19 protein-coding genes and 1 tRNA gene are annotated in these 19,485 nt (G+C 67.7%); 11 read left to right on the top strand and 9 right to left on the bottom strand.

All coding sequences use genetic code 11. The features are described from left to right. Nucleotides 1–30 precede the first annotated feature (30 nt). From AC3EO7_RS03370 to AC3EO7_RS03345, 6 genes are all read left to right on the top strand, one after another. Entirely contained in the window at nt 31–717 is a 687-nt protein-coding gene (locus tag AC3EO7_RS03370; RefSeq protein WP_431965003.1) for a response regulator transcription factor, read from the top strand. An 11-nt stretch (nt 718–728) separates the two neighbouring features. Next, a complete protein-coding gene (locus tag AC3EO7_RS03365) occupies nt 729–2,213 on the top strand; it encodes a HAMP domain-containing sensor histidine kinase (protein WP_431965001.1) in 1,485 nt (494 codons plus the stop codon). A 72-nt stretch (nt 2,214–2,285) separates the two neighbouring features. Beyond that, nucleotides 2,286–3,701 (top strand): S1C family serine protease, encoded by a 1,416-nt coding sequence (locus AC3EO7_RS03360; protein WP_435590419.1) that lies wholly within the window; start codon nt 2,286–2,288, stop codon nt 3,699–3,701. After that, nucleotides 3,698–4,267, top strand: coding sequence for a MogA/MoaB family molybdenum cofactor biosynthesis protein (locus tag AC3EO7_RS03355; RefSeq protein ID WP_431964997.1), 570 nt, complete (start codon nt 3,698–3,700; stop codon nt 4,265–4,267). Before AC3EO7_RS03360 ends, AC3EO7_RS03355 begins: the two co-directional genes overlap by 4 nt. Before the next feature lie 701 nt (nt 4,268–4,968). Then, nucleotides 4,969–5,643 (top strand): MspA family porin, encoded by a 675-nt coding sequence (locus AC3EO7_RS03350; protein ID WP_431964995.1) that lies wholly within the window; start codon nt 4,969–4,971, stop codon nt 5,641–5,643. A 135-nt stretch (nt 5,644–5,778) separates the two neighbouring features. After that, nucleotides 5,779–6,450, top strand: coding sequence for an MspA family porin (locus AC3EO7_RS03345; RefSeq protein ID WP_431964993.1), 672 nt, complete (start codon nt 5,779–5,781; stop codon nt 6,448–6,450). 278 nt (nt 6,451–6,728) lie between these two features. Here AC3EO7_RS03345 and mscL read toward each other — a convergent pair whose 3' ends face one another. The 4 genes from mscL to AC3EO7_RS03325 form a co-directional block, all read right to left on the bottom strand. Next, a complete protein-coding gene (gene mscL / locus AC3EO7_RS03340; protein WP_431964991.1) occupies nt 6,729–7,136 on the bottom strand; it encodes a large conductance mechanosensitive channel protein MscL in 408 nt (135 codons plus the stop codon). A 145-nt stretch (nt 7,137–7,281) separates the two neighbouring features. Next, nucleotides 7,282–7,950, bottom strand: coding sequence for an SAF domain-containing protein (locus AC3EO7_RS03335; protein WP_431964989.1), 669 nt, complete (start codon nt 7,948–7,950; stop codon nt 7,282–7,284). Between the two features lie 103 nt (nt 7,951–8,053). Beyond that, nucleotides 8,054–8,347: an FmdB family zinc ribbon protein gene (locus AC3EO7_RS03330; protein ID WP_431964987.1), complete on the bottom strand. Its 294-nt coding sequence runs from the start codon at nt 8,345–8,347 to the stop codon at nt 8,054–8,056. Nucleotides 8,348–8,415: 68 nt separating this feature from the next. Further along, the gene (locus AC3EO7_RS03325; RefSeq protein ID WP_431964985.1) at nt 8,416–9,012 is read right to left on the bottom strand and encodes a 5-formyltetrahydrofolate cyclo-ligase; all 597 of its coding nucleotides are present in this window, start codon (nt 9,010–9,012) and stop codon (nt 8,416–8,418) included. 78 nt (nt 9,013–9,090) lie between these two features. Here AC3EO7_RS03325 and AC3EO7_RS03320 point away from each other — a divergent pair, with 78 nt between their 5' ends. From AC3EO7_RS03320 to AC3EO7_RS03300, 5 genes are all read left to right on the top strand, one after another. After that, on the top strand, nt 9,091–10,047 hold the full coding sequence (locus AC3EO7_RS03320; protein ID WP_431964983.1) for a UTP--glucose-1-phosphate uridylyltransferase: 957 nt from the start codon (nt 9,091–9,093) through the stop codon (nt 10,045–10,047). Between the two features lie 125 nt (nt 10,048–10,172). Next, nucleotides 10,173–11,429 carry a molybdotransferase-like divisome protein Glp gene (glp, locus tag AC3EO7_RS03315; RefSeq protein WP_431964981.1) on the top strand — a complete coding sequence of 419 codons (1,257 nt, stop codon included), beginning with the start codon at nt 10,173–10,175 and terminating at the stop codon, nt 11,427–11,429. 12 nt (nt 11,430–11,441) lie between these two features. Beyond that, complete coding sequence (locus tag AC3EO7_RS03310; protein ID WP_431964979.1) at nt 11,442–12,092, top strand: GNAT family N-acetyltransferase; 651 nt, start codon at nt 11,442–11,444, stop codon at nt 12,090–12,092. Nucleotides 12,093–12,453: 361 nt separating this feature from the next. Further along, complete coding sequence (gene sepX / locus AC3EO7_RS03305; RefSeq protein ID WP_435590418.1) at nt 12,454–13,602, top strand: divisome protein SepX/GlpR; 1,149 nt, start codon at nt 12,454–12,456, stop codon at nt 13,600–13,602. A gap of 80 nt (nt 13,603–13,682) precedes the next feature. Beyond that, a tRNA-Ala gene (locus AC3EO7_RS03300) sits at nt 13,683–13,755 on the top strand. Between the two features lie 77 nt (nt 13,756–13,832). On the opposite strand, the gene AC3EO7_RS03295 is transcribed toward AC3EO7_RS03300, so the two are convergent. The 5 genes from AC3EO7_RS03295 to AC3EO7_RS03275 all read right to left on the bottom strand — a co-directional run bounded on the left by AC3EO7_RS03295 (nt 13,833) and on the right by AC3EO7_RS03275 (nt 19,471). After that, the gene (locus AC3EO7_RS03295; RefSeq protein ID WP_435590491.1) at nt 13,833–15,113 is read right to left on the bottom strand and encodes a tyrosine-type recombinase/integrase; all 1,281 of its coding nucleotides are present in this window, start codon (nt 15,111–15,113) and stop codon (nt 13,833–13,835) included. A gap of 70 nt (nt 15,114–15,183) precedes the next feature. Continuing rightward, on the bottom strand, nt 15,184–15,399 hold the full coding sequence (locus AC3EO7_RS03290) for a hypothetical protein (RefSeq protein ID WP_435590417.1): 216 nt from the start codon (nt 15,397–15,399) through the stop codon (nt 15,184–15,186). Then, nucleotides 15,389–17,134 carry a replication initiator gene (locus tag AC3EO7_RS03285; protein ID WP_435590416.1) on the bottom strand — a complete coding sequence of 582 codons (1,746 nt, stop codon included), beginning with the start codon at nt 17,132–17,134 and terminating at the stop codon, nt 15,389–15,391. Before AC3EO7_RS03285 ends, AC3EO7_RS03290 begins: the two co-directional genes overlap by 11 nt. 296 nt (nt 17,135–17,430) lie before the next feature. Beyond that, on the bottom strand, nt 17,431–18,837 hold the full coding sequence (locus tag AC3EO7_RS03280; RefSeq protein ID WP_435590415.1) for an FtsK/SpoIIIE domain-containing protein: 1,407 nt from the start codon (nt 18,835–18,837) through the stop codon (nt 17,431–17,433). Nucleotides 18,838–19,015: 178 nt separating this feature from the next. Then, on the bottom strand, nt 19,016–19,471 hold the full coding sequence (locus AC3EO7_RS03275; RefSeq protein WP_431964971.1) for a hypothetical protein: 456 nt from the start codon (nt 19,469–19,471) through the stop codon (nt 19,016–19,018). Nucleotides 19,472–19,485: the final 14 nt, after the last annotated feature.

Below are 19,485 nucleotides of genomic sequence, written 5' to 3'. Positions count from 1 at the left end.
GCTCTCAGTCGATGCGGTCAAACTGGTGGCATGCGCATTCTGGTAGTCGACGACGATCGCGCCGTCCGGGAATCGCTGCGTCGGTCGCTGACCTTCAACGGCTACTCGGTCGATCTCGCGGTGGATGGTGTGGACGCCCTGGAGAAAGCCACCGTCCAACGTCCGGACGCACTCGTGCTGGACGTGATGATGCCGAGATTGGACGGGCTCGAAGTTTGCCGACGGCTGCGCAGCACCGGTGATGATCTTCCGATTCTGGTTTTGACGGCCCGCGATTCGGTTTCCGAAAGGGTTGCCGGACTCGATGCCGGAGCCGACGATTATCTGCCGAAGCCATTCGCTCTCGAGGAATTGCTCGCCCGGTTGCGCGCGCTGCTGCGGCGCCGCGCGCCCGAACAAGGCGACACCTCCGAAGCGATGCTCTTCGCGGACCTGTCCCTGGATCCGGTGACCCGCGAGGTCGCCCGCGGCGCCCGCTCGATCAGCCTGACCCGCACCGAGTTCTCGCTGCTGGAAATGCTGATGGCCAACCCGCGCCGCGTGCTCACCCGCAGCCGCATCCTCGAAGAGGTGTGGGGCTACGACTTCCCGACCTCGGGCAACGCGCTCGAGGTCTACATCGGCTACCTGCGCCGCAAGACCGAGGCCGAGGGCGAGCCGCGGCTCATCCACACCGTGCGCGGCGTCGGTTACGTGCTGCGCGAAACTCCGCCGTAGGTCGCGCGACAATGGCTCGAAGCGTTCCCCGGCGACCCGTCATCGCCACCCTGGGCCACCGCCCGCCCGACCCGAACGAGATGCGGCCGCCGATGCCGCTGACCCGCTCGGTGTCGCTGCGCTGGCGTGTCACCCTGCTGGCCGCCTCGGTGGTGGCCATCGCGGTCGCGTTCACGTCCATCGCCGCCTACGCGATGGTGGCGCGCGCGCTCTACGCGGACGTCGACGCGCAATTGCGGGCGCGTGCCTCGACGATGATCGACAACAACTTCGAGAGCATGGGCTTCCAGTCGATCATCCTGGCCGGCCTGTTCTCCAACGATGTCGGCGTCGCGTTGATCTTCGCCGACCACAAGCCATATATGCCGCCGCAGCAGACGATTCCGCCGGTGGGGGAGCAGGAGTTCGCCGTCGCCGACGGCACGCTGACCTCCTCGTTGCGCACGGTGAGCAATCAACGCGTGCTCGCGGTGCGCACGAACTCCGGTGCGACGCTGGTCATCTCGCAGCGACTCGAGCCGACCCGCGAGGTGCTCGACCGGCTCGCCTGGCTGCTGTTCGTGGTCGGCGGCTGCGGCGTGGTGCTCGCCGCGGCGGCGGGCACGGCGGTGGGCCGCACCGGGCTCAGACCCATCGCCAGGCTGACGGCCGCGACCGAACGCGTCGCACGCACCGACGACCTCACGCCCATCCCGGTCACCGGTGACGACGAATTGGCTCGGCTCACCGACAGTTTCAACACCATGCTGCGGGCGCTGGCCGAATCACGCGACCGCCAGCGGCGTCTGGTCGCAGACGCCGGGCACGAGCTGCGCACGCCGCTGACCTCGTTGCGCACCAACATGGAGTTGCTCATCGCCTCCAGCAGGCCGGGCGCGCCACGGATTCCCGAGGAGGACATGGCGGAGCTGCGCGAGGACGTGATGGCTCAGATCGAGGAGCTGTCCACCCTCGTCGGTGATCTGGTCGACCTGGCGCGCGAGGACGCCCCCGAGACGGTCTACGAGCGGATCGATCTCGGCGAGGTGACCGAGCGGGCATTGGAGCGCGCCCGGCGCAGGCGCGGGTCCATCGAGTTCGTCGCCGAGCTGCGGCCGTGGTTCGTCTACGGCCACGAGGCCGGACTGGAGCGGGCGGTGCTGAACGTGCTCGACAACGCCGCCAAGTGGAGCCCCGCAGGCGCCCAGGTGCTGGTCACCATGCGCGAGACCGGACGGGGTCTGCTGGAACTCGCGGTGGACGACGCGGGCCCCGGCATCCCGTCGGACGAACGGGAGCTGGTGTTCGAGCGGTTCTACCGGACCACCGCGTCCCGATCGATGCCGGGATCGGGGCTCGGCCTGGCCATCGTCAAGCAGGTGGTGACCAAGCACGGCGGCACCATCACGATCGACACGTCCGACCGCGGGGGCGCGCAGATCCGTATCGTGTTACCGGGCGAGGGCGATGGCGAGGGCGATGGCCCCGCGACCGCTCAGGAGATCTCGGAGAACTGAAAGCACGGTCTCAGTCGGCTCTAAGCCGTCGTCGGCACGCTGGTCGGCAGACGTGAGGAGAAACGAGAAACCATGACGGAGGATTTCCAGGACCGCAACGTGGAGCTGGGGAAGGCGGATGCCTCCGGACCTCGGCCGACCGAGCAGTTCCCTGCCGCGGGCGCGGCCGAGCACGCGGCATGGGCCGCACCCGGCGCGGCGCACCAGACGCCCCACTATCAGTCGCAGCAGCATCCCGGTGAACACCATCGGACGCAGCCGTTCCCCGGCCCCGAATCGGGTCACGGATTCGGGGCTCCCGGCGGCCCGCCGCCGCCCCCGCACGCCGTGCCAGGCGCGGCCTTCGGCGCGCAGCCGCCGCAGCCGCCGCGACGTCCGTTCCGCACCGGTCTCGTCGCAGGCGCGGTGGCGCTCGCACTGGTCAGCGGCGGCGTCGGCGGTGCGGTCGGCGCACTGGTCACCCGATCCGACGACGGCAGGGCATCGGTGACCAATGCGCTGGACGCGCCGAAGCCCAATGTCAGCAACGCGTCCAACGCGCCGGCGGGCTCGACCCAGGCGGTGGCGCAGAAGGTGCTGCCGAGCGTCGTCATGATCAAGGTGGCGAGCAACCGCGCCCAGGGCGAGGGCTCCGGCGTCGTGCTCTCCTCCGACGGCCTGATCCTGACCAACAATCACGTGGCCTCCGGCGGTGGCGCGGGCGCCAAGATGGAGGTCATGTTCTCCGACGGGAGCAGCGCGCCCGCCACGCTGGTCGGCGCCGACCCGGTGTCGGATCTCGCGGTGATCAAGGTGCAGGGCAAGAACGACCTGACCCCGATCGAACTGGGCACCTCGTCGAATCTCCAGGTCGGCCAGCCGGTGGTCGCCATCGGCTCGCCGCTCGGCCTGGCGGGCACCGTCACCACCGGCATCGTCTCGGCGCTGAACCGGCCGGTGTCGACCAGCGGCGAGGGCGGCCAGAACCCCAACGCCCCGCAGCCGGTGATCGACGCGATCCAGACCGACGCCGCCATCAACCCCGGCAATTCGGGCGGCGCGCTGGTGGACGGCAGCGGCAAGCTGATCGGCATCAACACCGCGATCGCCAGCCTCGGCGTCGGCGAGATGGGCGGCCAGCAGAGCGGTTCGATCGGCCTCGGCTTCGCCATCCCGGTGGACCAGGCCCGCCGCGTGGCCGACCAGCTGATCAAGAGCGGCCACGCCACCTACGCCCAGATCGGCATCAAGCTGCGGCCGCAGGACAGCGCCGCACTGGTGCTGGAAGCGACACCGGACGGCCCGGCCGCCAAGGCGGGCATCCCGGCGGGCGTCGTCATCACCAAGCTGGACGACCGGTCCATCGACTCCGGCGAAGCCCTCATCGCCGCCGTTCGTTCGCACCAACCGGGAGACAAGGTGAAGGTCACCTACACCGACGAACAGGGCAACAATCCCAAGACGGTCGAGGTCACTCTCACCGGCGTGCCCGCGGACGGTGGCCGATGAGGCGGCTGAGTGACGCGGAATTGTCCAGCGCCGCCGCCGGGTTGCTCGGTACAGGCGCTACGGTGAGCACCATGGAAATCGATGCTCCTGTGGCGGGGCGTGCACTGGTGGTGGTCGTCGACGATCGAACGGCGCATGGAGGTGTGGACTCGCTCGGCCCGCTGGTCACCGAGCTGCTCACCGAGGCGGGTTTCCTCGTCGACGCGTCGGTGTCGGTGTCGGCCGATGAGGTGGAGATCCGCAACGCGCTGAACACGGCCGTGATCGGCGGCGTCGACCTGGTCATCTCGGTGGGCGGTACCGGGATGTCGCCGCGCGACGTGACGCCGGAGGCGACCTCCCAGGTGCTGGACCGGGAACTGCCCGGAATCAGCGAGGCGCTGCGCTCTTCCGGCCGGGTCGCCGGCTCGCTGGACGCCGGGCTCTCGCGCGGGCTGGCGGGCGTGTCGGGCAGCACCCTGGTGGTCAACCTGCCTGGCACCCGCGCCGCCATCCGCGACGGCATGGCAACCCTCTCGCCGCTCGCCAGCAAAGTGATCGGCGAACTGTCCGGATTGGCCGAATAATTCCGGCCGCCGACTCCTCCGACGTCCCTCGCTCCGCCGCGCGCCGGGCGAGGGACGCCGCGCGTCTGGCGCGGATCTTCGGCGACACCCTCCCGGACACCACCCGCGACGAACGCGGTGACGATCCGGCCGACCGTGGTACTGCCGACGACTGGTTGCGCTCCCAGGTTCCGCCGCATCACGGCTGAGCGCCTTTTCTACTATTTTAGTCCGTACTTCAGGACTATATTCCTGCGTTATCTCCTCACCGTTTTCTATTACGGACTGTGATCTGCGCTATTCATACGGCCCTGTCCCGTAAGTAGCGGTTGGCGTCGTTGCGACTCGTGTCGATCAGTTCAGGCGAATGCGCGACATTCCCGCCTGCATTTATGCACGTCAAGCGATATTGGCATGTCAGCACCAGTGATCTACATCACATTGTTCTTTACAATTCTTTACGTTGCCAGGCAGTTACCGACCGTTTAATCTTCGCCTCGAGCCACCCAAACGTAGGTCCCCCGCAGGCCCGGATACGGCACGTATGTTGTCGATCCGGCGGAACCCGGCTCGGTTCCATTTGCCAGTGAGGGCGTTGCGCCGAAATAACAGCCGGTTACATATCGGCAACAAAGGGGCGACAAACTGAGCTGGGCCTGAGTATGGACCACTGTCCAGCCTCGATGGTCGAGGTTGACTGTTTGAACCTGATGAGGGGAAGTATGAGCGAGAACCGCACCAACGGTCTGCGTCGCGGTGCCCGCGTCGCGGGCGTCGGCGCCGCCGCGGCCGTTGCCATGGGCCTGCTGTCGACCGGTGCTGCCAATGCCGACACCTTCGTGCCGTTGCCGGACGGTCAGAAGGTGGGTCCTGGCGTGACCCTGACCCGCACGGGTGAGCACGCCCTGATTTCGCCGTCCCTTGCCGCCAACGGCGCCGGTCGCGTCGTCTGGGTCTCGGGCAACGCCACCGCCGATGTCACCGTGACCCCCGAGGGTACGGTCGGCCCGAACAACGGCCCCGCGGGTGGCGCCGGCACCAACAACTCCTCGACCCACGGCGCTTCCCAGCTGAGCACCGGCTACATCGTCGGCTGCCAGGTCAGTATCGCCGACGACGCCATCTCCGCGGGCGTGTCGGGCGGCGTCAACCTCGACGGCTTCAGCCTGGGCGGCTCCATCGGCCTGAACCTCGGCCCTGGCGAAGTGAAGTTCGTTCAGATCGACTACAAGGACATCCTGAAGCCGGGCGTGTACTCGGTCGAGTACCAGGATGCCGAGATCGAGATCCAGGGCTGCGCGGGCTACGCCCAGGCGCGCGCCTACACCGTGGTCGAGATCATCGGTGACCACTACTCGAAGACCACCCTCTACGGGATGCCGTTCAGCATCGGCTGACGTCTGTCGAGTCCACCGCGGCGAGCGCGGACCGCGATCGATCGCACGAGCGATCGTCGCCGGTTCGAGGCCGCCGATCGAACAACGAACAATCTTCTCGCTGAAGCGAATTCAACCCTCGAGGGGTACAACGAAATGATCAACCGTAAGAACGTGGCGCGTGTGGCCGGTGTCGGTGCCGCCGCCACCATCGCCATGGGCCTGTTCTCCACCGGCGCTGCCAACGCCGACACCTTCGTTCCGCTGCCGGGCGGCCAGATCGTCAAGCACCTGTCCGACGGCACCGTCGTGACGGTCCGCTTGGTCGGCGAGTCCGCCACCATCAGCCCGTCCCTCGGCTCCACCCCGGTGCACCGCAACGCGTGGGTCTCCGGTTCGGCTCAGGTCGAGGTGTCCGGCACCGGCTCGGAAGCCGGCGGCAAGATCTTCCCGGGCTACACCGTCGGCTGCCAGGTGAACATCGCGGGCGGCGGCGCCGAGGGCGGCGTCGAGGCCGGCAGCGACTGGCAGGGTGAGAGCCCGAGCATCGGCGCGACCAGCGGCGGCAACCTGTCGCTCGGCCCGGGCCAGGCGACCTCGTTCTACATCCTCGACATCGAGGAGGCCGACGACTTCGGCAACGAGGCGCACAAGAAGCGCAACAAGTTCAAGGGCAGCAACGGCTCGGTCACCTGGGCGGACTCCACCATCGGCCTGTCGGGCTGCGGTGGTTACGCGCAGGCCCGCGCCTTCGTCAGCGTCGAGGTCGAGACCGACAACGTCGTCACCTGGGTGACGCTGTGGGGCCAGCCGTTCAGCCTCGGCTGATGTGCCTCTCCGCCCGCGCTCCGATCATCGTCGGTGTGCGGGCGGACTCCATCGGGCCGCGCCGACTGTCGGGTCGTGCGCCCGATGACCCGAACGAACGGGCCCGTCGCTTCGGCGACGGGCCCGTTGTCGTCCGTAGCGGCGATTCGATGCCGATACTGGACATGCGTCCATTAGGGCGCGACTAGGCTGGATGTGTCGTTCGGAGGGGACAACCCGGACGACCCGACGGGAGCGGGTATCCGGGGCGGCTGCTCGAGGGCTCGCTTCCGCCCGGTTCAGTATTCGTGCCGTCCACCGGCGCTCTCGCGTCCCTCGGCCAGCAGATCGCGGATCTGAACCAGAATCTCGGTATCGCTCAGCGGTTCTTCCACGTCGCCGCCGAATCGCTTCTTCATCTGCGCCGCGGGCAGCACCAGCACGAAATACAACACAGCGGCGATGATGGCGAAATTGATGATCGCGGTGATGATCGGGCCGACCTGAACGAATGTCGCCGGTTTGTCGGCAACCAGGTAGAAACCGAGGCCGATTTCGTCGCTTCCGCCGAAAACGGCGAGCAGCGGATTGATGATTCCGTTGGTGAACGCGGTGACGATCGCGACGAACGCGGTGCCGATTATCACCGCAACTGCCAGGTCGACGACGTTTCCACGGAGCATGAAATCCTTGAATCCCTTGAGCATTGCCGATCTCTCCTCTTCGGAAGGCAGCTACGGTCACACTCGGCGGAATCTGCGTGCCGGGTATCGGGGATGCTAGTCGACCCATTCGGTTAATGTTCGGCGAACATATTCGCGTCGCGAATAAATCCGCGCGGGGGGCGGTCTGTCAATGGAAGACCACCGTGAGCGCGGTGTGCAGGGAGGCCGCGGCCACCACCGCGGCGCGCTCGGAATCCATCGCGACCAGCACCACCCTGTCGGTCGCGTCGCGCCGCTCGCCAGGCTGGGAAACCAGGACGACGGCGGCGTCGCTCGCCAGGGTGCGGGCCGGGTGCGCGCCGGGCCCTTGTTGCTCCTCGCCGCCGATCACGTCGACGCGGTCGCCGGCGCGCAGGATCTCCGCGACGGCGCTGTCGGCCAGCCGGACCGGGACTATGCGCGCATCGCGCGCGCCGACGGCCACCTCGGCCAGCCGGGGCCCGATCACCCGCAGGTCGGTGAACAGCTCGCCTGCTCGCATCGCGCCGGTCGTCGTCGCGCCGTGCAGCGTCGCGGGATCGCGCACCACGCCGACCGGCAGGGTGCCCGTTTCGCGCGGAACGGTCTTCAGATCACCGGGCTCGAGCACCGCGCCCGGCGGCAGATCACGCCCGGCGACGACGACCTCCGCCCGCACCGCGCCGGGATTCCCGCGTGCGAACAGGACGACCGCCAGCAGTGTCAGCGCCGCGGCGAGCACCCGGCGGGCGAGCAGGCCGTCGGCCCAGGGCGGGCGGTTCGACAGCGCGAAGCGCAGTGGGCTACCGCGACCGAGATCGGCGAGTGCGCGAGTCATGGCCGGATCCTATGGCCAGAATCACACCGCGCGGCGCGCGAAAAGGGTGGGTTGTGGATCAACCGGAGGCTGTGGACAACCCGGGATTCGGACTACCGCGGAATCAGCTGGCGACGGCCGTGCTGGCGGTCGAGCTCGTGCTGCTGGAAGAGCTGGAGTCGGAGCCTGCCGAGCTGGAGCTGCTGTCGGACTTCGCGGGCTCGCTCGCGGTGGACGCGCCGCCGCGGCTGTCGGTGCGGTAGAAACCACTGCCCTTGAACACGATGCCGACCGAGTTGAACAGCTTGCGCAGCTTCCCCGAGCAGTTCTCGCAGACCGTCAGTGCGTCGTCGGTGAAGGACTGCACGATGTCGAACCGGTTGTCGCACTCGGTGCACGCGTATGAATAAGTTGGCACAGGATCCTCCGCAGGGTTCGTCAACTGGCACTCTACAGTTGACAGTGCCAACGCCGCCAATCGGTCGATCATTCCGCGACCGGATCGCCGCCGAGTTGCCGTAATCCGCCGCGCGGCGTGAGGACCCAGCCCATCCGCAGGTCGTGCGGTTCTTCGGGCAGCCGTTCCACGAATTCGTCGTCGCGCACCACCGCGACCAGCCGGGCGTCCGGCCGGGCCGCGCCGAGGGTGCGGTCGTAGTGCCCGGCCCCGCGCCCGAGCCGGACGCCGCGCCGGTCCACCGCGAGCGCCGGAATCAGGATCAGCTCGGCCAGCGCGACGGCGTCGGCGCCCAGCGCGGGGCCGCTCGGCTCCAGCAGCCCGTACCGGGCCTTACGCAGGTCGTCCCGGCCGGTGTACTCGGCCCAGTTCAGAGGTTCCGCGCCGCCGGTGAGCGGCAGCAGCACGCGCGCACCCGCCTCCCGAAGGGCCTCCAGCTGGGCGGTCGAACCGGGTTCGCCGCGCACCGGGACGTAGGCGCACACCCATCCGGAAACCTCGAGTTTGCCGACTTCCTCGGCCAGGGCCAGCGCCTCGCTCGCGCGTTCGTCGGCGGACACCGCGGCCCGTCGGGCGAGAATTTCGCCACGCCATGCATGTTTGTCCCGCTCGCCGGGCATCTCCATGGGGATCACCATAAGCTCACCGAGTGCCGGGCCGCCGCGACGACGGTCGGCGGTGTGATGGATGGATAGGGTATGCGTATGACAGCAATGGCAGGACAGTCCGCGGATGGTGCACTGATGTCGTGTTTCCGCACGGCAGTCGTGCCAGCGGCCGGGCTCGGGACCCGTTTCCTGCCCGCGACCAAGACGGTGCCCAAAGAGTTGCTGCCGGTGGTGGACACTCCTGGCATCGAACTGGTGGCGAGCGAGGCGGCGGAGTCCGGCGCGGACCGGCTCGTGATCGTGACCTCACCGGGCAAGGACGGCGTCGTCGCGCACTTCGTCGAGGACCTGGTGCTGGAGAGCACCCTCGCCGAGCGTGGCAAATTCCACTTGCTCGAGAAGGTGCGCAAGGCTCCTGCCCTGCTGGATGTCACCTCGGTGGTGCAGGAGGAGCCGCTCGGTCTCGGTCACGCGGTCGCGCAGGCCGAGCAGGTGCTGGACGACGACGAGGACGCGATCGCGGTCCTGCTTCCCGACGACCTGGTGCTGCCGTGCGGCGTGCTCGACGTGATGAGCCGGGTGCGGCGCAAGCGCGGCGGCACCGTGCTGTGCGCCATCGACGTGCCGAAGGAAGAGGTCAGCGCGTACGGCGTCTTCGACGTCGCGCCGGTGCCCGACGCGACCAACCCGAACGTGCTGCGGGTCAACGGAATGGTGGAGAAGCCCGCGCTGGCCGACGCGCCGTCCACCTTCGCGGCCGCGGGCCGATACCTGTTGGACCGGGCCATCTTCGACGCCCTGCGGCGGATCGAGCCGGGCGCCGGAGGTGAGCTTCAACTCACCGACGCCATCGCGCTGCTGATCGAGGAGGGACACCCCGTACACGTCGTCGTGCACCGTGGGTCGCGCCACGATTTGGGCAACCCGGGCGGTTATCTTCGTGCTGCGGTCGATTTCGCTTTGGAACGAGAGGAATACGGCCCCGCCCTGCGCGAGTGGCTGCAGCACCGGCTCGGTCCGGACTGGGATCCGCAGCTGACGACGGACGACTGAGCGAATGTTCGGCTTTCGTCGACAGTGGACCGTCGGGTACGAATGATGGTTCACCGAACGCGGTTGCGTCCGAAGCGCGTGCGGCGGAATCGGTTCGAGGTGCGGAGAAGATCAGGAAGGGCTGGATGCGCTCGGTTGAGGATCAGCAGATCAAGGTGACCGCGGCGGCGGTCGCGCCCCGGCCGGTCCGTGTCGCGATCTCCGAGGCCCAGGGCCTGCTGTGCGCCGAGGACGTGATCACCGAGCGGCCGCTGCCCGGATTCGATCAGGCGGCCATCGACGGTTACGCGGTGCGCAGCGTCGACGTGTCCGCCGCCGGGTCCGATATCCGCGACGAGGACGGCGAACTCGTCGACCTGACGCTGCCGGTGGTCGGCGAGGTGGTCGCGGGTTCCCGGCAGCCGATCCGGTTGCAGCCGCGCCAGACGGTGCGGGTCGACACCGGCGCTCCGCTGCCGACGCTCGCCGATGCCGTGCTTCCGCTGGATTTCACCGACGGCGGCCGGGCCAGGATCAAGGTCTACGAATCGGTTCGCTCGGGCGATTACGTGCGGCGCATCGGCGACGACGTGCAGCCAGGCGATGTCGCGGTGCGCGCGGGCACCATCATCGGCCCCGCGCAGGTGGGCCTGCTCGCCGCGGTCGGCCAGGACAAGGTCCTCGTGCATCCGCGTCCCCGGCTCTCGGTGATCTCGGTCGGCGGCGAGCTCATCGACATCGATCGCACGCCGGGGCCGGGCCAGGTCTACGACGTCAACTCCTACGCGCTGGCCGCCGCCGCGCGCGATGCGGGCGCCGACGTGAACCGCGTCGGCATCATCAGCGCCGATCCGCGGCGGCTGCGCGACGTGATCGAAGGCCAGCTGGTGCGTTCGGAAGTCGTCGTGATCGCGGGCGCGGTCGGCGGCTGGGCCTCCGAGCAGGTGCGCGAGGCGCTGGAGGGGCTCGGCGAACTCGAGATCGCCAGGGTGGCCATGCATCCCGGCTCGGTGCAGGGTTTCGGCAGGCTCGGGCGCGACGAGGTGCCGACCTTCCTGCTGCCGTCCAATCCCGTTGGCGCACTGGTGGTGTTCGAGGTGATGGTGCGTCCGCTGATCCGGATCGCGCTCGGCCGCAGGCATCCGATGCGACGGATCATCCGGGCCAGGACCATCACCCCGATCAATTCGATGATCGGCCGTAAAGGCTTCTTGCGAGCGCAGCTCATGCGCGACGAATCCACCGGGGACTATCTCGTGCAGCCGCTCGGCGGCGGCGCGGGCTCCTCGCATCTGCTGGCCACCATGGCCGAGGCGAACAGCCTGATCATCATCGATCCGGAGGACACCGAGGTCAGGACCGGCGACGAGGTGCAGGTCGCTTTTCTCTCCCAGCGCGGCTGAAGCGTGGAGTCGATGAACGTCTTCCGGGTCACCCAGCATCCGGGGTGGCCCGCGCATCTCGGTCCGGTGCGCGTCGCGGCGGGACAGGTCACGCTGCGGCCGGTGCGGTTGCGTGACGCGGCGGCATGGAGCCGCATCCGGCTGCGCGACCGCGAGCACCTGGAGCCGTGGGAGCCGACCGGCCGCGGGGCCTGGGACGCACGCAATCACGCGTCGAACTGGCCCTCGCTGTGGTCGAGCCTGAAGGCCGAGGCCCGGCGCGGCGCGATGATTCCGCTCGTCATCGAGGTCGACGGCACCTTCAGCGGCCAGTTGACCGTCGGCAACATCGTGCGCGGAGCGCTGCGCTCGGCGTGGATCGGCTACTGGGTGGCCAAGGATCTCAGCGGGCAAGGCGTGGCCACCGCAGCGCTCGCGCTCGGACTCGACCACTGCTTCGGGCCGGTCGGGCTGCACCGCGTCGAAGCGACCGTGCGCCCGGAAAACCTGGCCAGCCAGGCCGTGCTGCGCAATGTCGGGTTCCGAGAGGAAGGCCTGCTTCGCCGCTATCTGGACGTGGACGGCGCGTGGCGGGACCATCTGCTCGTCGGCCTCACGGTCGAGGAAATCAACGGGACCGTGCTCGATCGGCTGGTGCGTGACGGGCGGGTCATCCTGCCCTGAAGGCCGCAATTCGTTTGCAAGACATTTGCTTCTCGGAATACCCGGAAAGAAATCCTGCAATCGATAGACGGACGGAACGATACCGTCGTGACACGTCAACTCCCGCGCGAAACGCGGACCGACGGGGGAGCTTGTGACAGGTGTGGCGGATGTGCACGGCGCGCCTGCCGTATTCGCGCGGCGCGCCGAATTAACCTACGGACGTCGATGCCGCGTCTTGCGGTACCGGCAGGGAGCCTGAGAGGCGTCTCCGGACGATGGATCGCGTCCGAGAGCGGGAGCGGTAGCGAACGCACGGCGCGGTGCGTCATCCAGGCGCGGGCCGAACGGACGAACAGGTGGGGACGGAGGTGATGACCTGATGCCGAACTCGATTCTGTGGATCGGGCTCGTCGTGCTCTGGGTCTTCGTCCTGTTCCCGATCCTGGCCGACCGGCACCCCAGGATCCGGCAGACCACCGATGCGGCACTGGCGACCCGCGTGTTGCACCGCGGCGGCTCCAAGCGACGCATGAAGAAGGGGCCGGCGGCCGGGCACGACAGCGACCCGGACTATCGGCCGACCCGAGTGCAGAGAAAGCGTTTCTATAGCGATGATGCGGAGGACCGGATGAGCGCACCGGCCGACGAGCAAGTCACCGAGGTCGACGAGGACACCGACGCGCGGGACGATTTCCCGGCGCTCGAGGCGGGGCAGGACGCGTCCGCCGAACACTCCGGCGCCGCCGATGACGAACCCGCCGAAGCGGATTCGGCCGAGCCGGACGACGACGTGACGAGCGAGGCCGACCGTGCGGCGGATCCCGATTCGGATCTCGATTCGGACGAGAACGACACCGAGACGGCCCGATCGCCTGCGGACACGGACGCGGCGGCCGATGATGACGACGTGGCCGAAGACGATGAAGAGGCCGCGGCGCACCACGAACCGACCACGGCACGTATTCCGCCCGCCCGTTCCGCCGCACCCGCGCGCGTCCCGGACCTCGACTTCGAAACCGATTCGGCCGAACCGGAATTCGTTCCCACCCGGCGCGGCCGCGGTGGTTTCGACCCGGAAGCCGACGCGATAGCGCGCGCCGCCCGCTACACCTTCCGGCAGCGCGCCGTGCTCGGCCTGCTGCTGTCGAGCATCCTCTGCGGGGCGCTCGCGATCGTCGTGAGCCCGCTGGTGTGGTGGGCCTGCGCGGCGTCCGTCCTCGGCCTCGGCACCTACCTGGCGTACCTACGCAAGCAGGTCCGGATGGAAGAGGAGATCCGCCGCCGCCGCGCCGCCCGCCTCACCCGCGACCACGAGGACGCCCACGACGACCCGCGGCACGCCGGCGACACCGCGGCCCGCCGCGGCATGGATCGCGACACCGCCCGCGCCCTGCGCCGCCGCTCCGTCCTGCTGGACGCCGACGACGAAGACCCCATGTTCGAACATCTCGAAACCTTCGATCCCGCCACCGCCCGCGCCCTGCGCGGCCGCACCGGCACCGACATGCGCCGCGCCGTCGGCGAATAACCGCAGCTCAGGCAGGCGATTCGGTATCCCGCCGCATCGCCTGCTACAGTTGCACAGCGCGGTTCCCCCGGGGATCGCACGGGGCTATAGCGCAGTTGGTAGCGCGTCTCGTTCGCATCGAGAAGGTCAGGGGTTCGATTCCCCTTAGCTCCACAATTTCCGCAGGTAAGGGCGGGTTTTCGAGTCAGACTCGGGAACCCGCCCTTTCGCATCTTCCAACTAAGTCCCAACTATGTCCCTGCCCCGGTGACCGCGCGTTCGAGTGCTTCGGCGGCGGCATGGTGGGTTCGCCCGCGTGCCATGTAGTGCCGTTGTGTCATGGCCGGGTCGGCGTGGCCGAGGACATCAGCGGTGACTCGCGCCGACAGTCCGGCGTCATCGAGGATCGTCGCCACCGCATGACGGAAGCTGTGCGCGGTGATGTCGTCGGCCATACCGAGGGCGTCACGAACGCGCTGCCATTCGTGGCCGACGTTCTGCGGATCGCGCAGCGTCCACACCGCCGAGGGGAACACCAGATCGAGCGTTGGTGCGTCCGAGTCGGGAGGTGACGCCAGTTTCCGGGCCGCGAGTGCCGCTCGACGCCGCTTCAACATCTGAACGGCGAAGTCGGGTAGGGCGATGGTGTTGCGCCGGTTCTTCGGGTCGTCCTCCACCTCGAGGCGGACCAAGCCGTCGCCTTTCACGCGGACGACCTTGCCAGTGGTACGCAGGGTGCGCGCCTCGAGATCGATATCCGACCACAACAGGCCGAGTATCTGACTGCGCCGCAGCCCGGTCGCCGCGAGCAGGGTCACCAGGTCGGCCAGGTCGGCGGTGTCGCAGTAGTCGGCGACCGTTGGCGGGGTGTACGCCTTGACCGGTGTGCCCCGGTTGCGCTCGGCCCTGGACAGCTTGCGCGGGCAAGGCACCTGCGAGGTTCGTACAGCGGTCAGGATGAACCGCAACTCATCGATGGTGAGATCGCGGGCGCCACCGGTGCGGCCCTTGGCCTCGATGTTCTTGGCCATCTGCGATTCCCGGACCGGGTTCACGGTCAGGGCATCTTTGCGCACGGCATAACGGAACATCCCCGACAGCACGTTGCGCGCAGTGCGCATCGAGGACGGTCCCTTGGCTTCGCCTACCTGTTTTAGGAACACCTCCACCGCTGAGGTGGTGACCTCGAGAAGCCGCCGCTCACCGAACGCAGTGTTGAACAACTCCGCGACCACGTCGTAGCGGTCCATCGTGTTACCCGCGCGGCCCTGTTCGACCAGATGTGCCCGATACAGCCCCCACAGTTGCCGAACACTCGTGGACTCCGACAACTCCCCGCCCAAGTCCACACGGATACTCGTGGCCGCAGCCATGACCGCATCCAGTGCGCGTGATCCATTGCGATCGGGGATCTTTCGGCCGCGTGCATCGAGCTTGATAGCCGAGACCCGTTTCAGATCTCGCCTCTTGCCGGAGGCATCGCGAACCAAAATCCTTGCCTCCCAGCGGCCTGGAGACAATTCGGTCAGCATCGGGGCGCCAGGGACACCGATGGGACGGGCGGGTCTGCCTCGTTTCACGCCCGCCCCCTTGCTGGCTGGCTCACGGTTCCTCGCGACCCTCCAGGGCCGCGTCCAGCGCGTTCAGATCCCAACGGAAATCCTTCCCGACCCGCTTGGGTCTCGGTAGCCACGGGTACTTGTCGCGATTGCGGTTCCAGCGCCGAAGCACTTCCGGGTTCACGCAGATGTGTGCGGCAGCATCTTTGGTGGTTGCCCACCGGCGAAGCGGCACGGTGTGTTCGTGCTCAGCAGACATCGGGGGCTCCTGTCCGGTCAACAGCATTATCGTTGCCAGATATTTGCTGTCCTATTGGTGTGGCACAAGTCGGCCCGTCCTCGTCCGGTGGTGGTGGATCGGCGGCAGCGAGCATGGCCCGGTCGTATTCGGCTCGCCAGGTGATGCGTTCGGCTATGGCGGTCATGAGCAGCTTCGCCCGCGACGGGATGCGTGCGCCGGGGGCAATGGTGGCCCAGGTGTAGCGGCGCGGATCGGTGGCGGACTTCTCGATGCCGACGGCGGCCAGGCGATTTCGGACGAACTCCATCCGGTCGGCCTTGTGATCCCCGAGCGTCTTGTCCGTCCACTGCTCAGAGGTCAGCACCCGGTTACCTGGCAGGGCTAAGGTTTCCCGCCGATGTGCTCGCGCCTTGCAGACTCCTGGCACGGTCTTGGCGGTGGCGCCCTTGGGGGTAATGCCGTAGAGCAGCCAGATGGCGCACCGCGGACTACAGGGGGTGCGGCACAGTGCGGCGTGTAATCGGTCGTAGTGGTCGTGCTGGCGTGCGGTGCGTGCCTGGAGGACCTCGGTGACGGACTTGGTGAGGTACTTGCACAGGTAGCCGATCGCCTCGCTGGCGGCTTTGGTGCCTGCGGCGATGCCTTGGATGTCGATGCGCGGCCCGAACGCCGCTTTGTGCGCGGGTTCGTCGGTGGGTCCGATTCGGTCTAGGGCATCGTCCCAGTCGACCAGTGCCGCTTTGCTGTTGGGGTCGATGAAGGTTTCGCGGCGCGGGTCCCACACCGGCACGACGGCACCGGGATAGCGCATCTCGCCCAGTTGCGGCCACCACACTTGGTGGTAGGTGGCTTCGTTGACTTGGCGGATCACCGCGCGGGAGATCGCCCCGCGCAACGCCATGTGGATATGCGGTGCGCCGCGCTTCTGGGGTTCGACCACGGCGAAGTACTGGACGTTCCAGCCGACCACGCGGCGTAGGTTCTGGATCCAGCGGGAGAACAACCGGGCGCAGGTGATCGCATCCCATGCCGCACGCTGGTAGTCGTAGCGCTCTGGGTTGCGGGCGCTGCCGTCGCCGTGGACCTTGCCGTAGCTGGGCATGGTGAGGGTGACGAACATCGAGGAGTAGTGACCGCCGAATTCTCGGCCGATGGTGCGATCGGAGACCGGATTGCGGGGCAGGTCCGGCGCATCTTGCCGCCGACGTGTCGAGCGACGCCGTTTCTCGGTTGCCGAACTCTCCTCGCTGTCTCGGCCGGCGGATTCTTCACCGGCCGATGCCGGCGGGGTCCCCCGCATCCCGAGTGCGGTCAGTTGGTTGTCCGCCCAGATGATTTCGGCCTCTAACTCGGCGATGTCGGCGGCGTGCTGCTGTTCGCGTGCTTCGCCCAGCAGCGCGAGCAGATCGGCGCGGTAACCGATCAGGCCCTCTTGGTCGAAGGTGGGCCGCGGGCGCGGCTTGGTCGGCTCGCTTGTCAAATGCCAGCCTTCCCGGCATTGAGCTTGCCGAAGTGCTTTGGCCTTACGCGCGCACGGGCCGCACTGGGATTCCCGCGTGGCCCCGCAGGGCACCGGAATGTAGGCCATGCGGCCGGTCACGATGCCGGTTTGTTCGAGCACGATCGGCCGCACACATACCCCGTGCCGGTCGGCCGCTGCTATCGCGATGTCGAGGAACGACGGACCGCGCCCGGCGGATTGACCATCCTCATCGGTCACTTTTGGCGCGTCGTCGAAGACAGTGGTTGTCATGAGATCACCTGTCTCGTAGTCCCACACGCGGCACCAGGCCGACAACGCCGAGCGAGCGCGGTCGGACCGGTGCCGCGTGAAACGTGAAATGCGAGCTACCGGAGCAGGTTTCGAAGGTGGTGTGCCGCCGCCGGTACGACGGTCACGGGCGCTACTCGCGCTGAATCGGAAAGACTGTGAATGCGCTATCCGCGCTGCATATGTGCCGCTCGCAAAGAGATGTTGATGGTCACCTGGTGCGGCAATACCAGGCTATCGAGCGTTCCTCGCGGTGATCGTTTCCCCTGGTTACGGAGCTACGAGTGGTCGGTGTCGGTGTCGGTGTCGGTGTCGGTGTCGAGCCGTGGTGTGCCGTCAGGGTGGCGCGGTAAGGGCGGGTAGGTGCGCATGATCCAGTCGATGTCTTCATCGGTGACCCAGTAGGCGCGAACCCTGGTGATCTCCACCGAGGTTTCGTGCTCGACGTAGGCCACACCGGGAGTGCTTTCGGGGATTTCATCGCACAGCGCCCCCCGATCGCGCCCACTCGGTCCGAACAGCATGTTCGGCTGTGTCGGCTCACTCATGCGCAAACCCACCCGGTACGGGTAGAGCTGGCGAAGCTCGAGCACGTCCTTCGACGGGTCCTGGAGACTGCCGACCATCGGCACCGCCACCGCGCGTGATTGGGTGAGCACGGTACCCATGTGCCGCAGAATCTCGTCTCTGATCTTGCGATCGGAGTAGTAGGCGGTCAGGCTCGCGGCCTCATCGATGATCACCACAACGAGTGGTTCGGCCACGGTGGGTGTGATCTTGCGTTCGGCTTTGGTCATGTAGATCTGGCCCCGCTGTTGCACCAGTGCCGCCGCATCACGCAACAGCGCGAGCGCCTGCGGGCCGTTGTCGTAGGCGAAGCGCGCGAACCACTCTCGGGCTGCGCCCATCTCCATTCCCCCCTTGGGGTCGATGACCCACAGCACTACCCGCCCGTCCCGGATCGCGGGACCCAGGGCCGCGATCAGCGACCAGATCACCGATCCCTTGCCCGAGCCCATCTTTCCCGCGACGAGCAGTTGGTTACCGAGTAGCCGTATCTTCCAGGGTTCCCCGAGTTCGGTCATGCCGATGGTGAGTGCTTCCAGGTCAACGGTTTTCGCCTCCATCCGAGGCAGTGGAATCGGTTCGGTAAGCCGGTCGGTGCGGATCACCTGTAGCCGCACGAACCCCGATTCCGCGTGACGGACCCGCACCCCGACCGCGCCGAAGGCGTGGCGCAACGCATCGGACTGCTTGGCCCACATCTGCACCGTCTGACCACCCACCAGCTTGACCAACAACTCATCAGCGGTGTCACCGATACCGACCTTGACCAGGACCGGGGTTTGAACACCGTTGTCGAGGATCTTGGTCAGCCCGTGTATCGCGGTCAGCGTCTTCCACCGCCGCTTATAGCGCTTCCACGACAGATACCGCGTGCGCATCCGCCTCCACACCCAGCGCCGCCACGAGCCCGGCCACCACGCCCACCACATCCCCCACCCAGCCAGTGACAGCGCCGCCGCGCTGGCACCGATCGGCCAGCCCAGCAACCACCACCCCACGCCTGCGGCTGCGATCGGTAGCGAGATCATCGGGAACAGCAGCGCCCACCACAACAGGTGGGCCAACCCCATCACCATCGCTTCCAGCAGCAGCATCAGCCCTTGCCCCAGATCATCCATGATCGTGGGCGGGCGGGGTTGTGGCTTTTCGTACTCCGCGGAACGAACCACGTCTATCAACTCCAACTATCTTGTTGCGAATGTTGTTGCCGCACAGTCCGATATGACGGCCGCGCGGGGGCGGGTCGGCCCGGTTGCGTCCGAGCCGACCCGCCGAATTCAGGACCGCGAGTCAGAATCAGGCCGGGGTCTTACCCGCGCCCGCTCCACTCGCCGACCGGTTACCGCCACCCGGCGCAGTCGCGTAGCCCGTCGCGCGCACCGTGTAGTCCAGGTACTTGTATTCGCCCTGGCCAGCGATGCGCGGTTGGACGGTGACGCCCACCAGTTCGATCGGCCGCAGGTTCGGGCCGATCTCCGCGGTTGTGGGTACCGGTTCGGTCTCCGACAGCAGCAGAACCTCATAGCTCGCACGCCGCGCCTTGCGCACGGCCGGATCGCTCACGGTGGCTTTCCACACCAGAGCCCCGGTCAGCTCGTCGCGCTTCTGCGGACCGGGCCTGTTCGGATCACCCGTGTACACCAGATCAGGATTCACAGGCCCCATCTGGTACAGCCCGTCCCGGAAGAAGTCCGCGAACTCCACAGCGAATCGAAGGTTCTTGCGAGTGTCGATTAGGTTGTCCTCGGCCATGGCGGCCACCATCC

The sequence above is a fragment of the Nocardia sp. bgisy118 genome (genome assembly GCF_057708605.1).
Note: the sequence above shows the minus strand (reverse complement) of the source record. Positions and strands in the feature narration are given on the sequence as shown.